1 protein-coding gene is annotated in these 633 nt (G+C 71.6%); it reads left to right on the forward strand.

All coding sequences use genetic code 11. From position 1 onward, the window contains the following. Positions 1–15 precede the first annotated feature (15 nt). On the forward strand, positions 16–633 hold a 618-nt coding region (locus ACXJKJ_RS30950), incomplete at its 3' end, for a helix-turn-helix domain-containing protein (protein ID WP_457395375.1).

The raw sequence follows: 633 nt of genomic DNA on the forward strand, positions 1-633 counted from the left end.
GGGCAGCAGTTGCGCATGCCGATGCAGGTCGTGAAATCGCTTGAAGAAGAGCAGTGGCAGCGCCTCGGCGCGCCGGTGTTCGTGCGCGGCCAGCTGCGCAGTTACGCGCGGCTGCTCAAGGTCGACCTGGGCGACGTGCTGGAACAGGCCCGGATCGGGCCGGTGGTCCCGCCGCAGCTGGTCAGCCATACGCACACCCCGCGGGCGCGCCGCATCGCCGAGAGTCTCGGCCGCCGGGTGCTGTATGTCGGTATCACCGCCGTGCTGGCGGTGCCGGTGTGGTTTGCCACCCGTGGTCATTTCGATGGCAGCGCCGCCGCGCCCAGTACCGCCTCGCTGGACGTTGTACCGGCAGCGGTTCCGATGAGCGGCAGTCCGGCCCCGGCCGAGTCGGTCCACCCGGACGCGGCTCCGATCGTGGCTACCCCGGCCGCGCCGTCGGCGCCTTACCTGGCCTCGTTGACACCCGTGCCGCGCCCGGCCACCGCCGCGACGGCACCGACCGGTGCGCTCAGCCTGCAGTTCAAGGGCGACAGTTGGGTGGACATCGCCGCCCCGGACGGCAGTACCGTCGAAAAGGCCCTGATCAAGTCCGGCGACACCCGCAGCTTCAGCCCCGGCCAGGTCGGGCGC

The organism is Roseateles sp. P5_E1 (assembly GCF_054049335.1).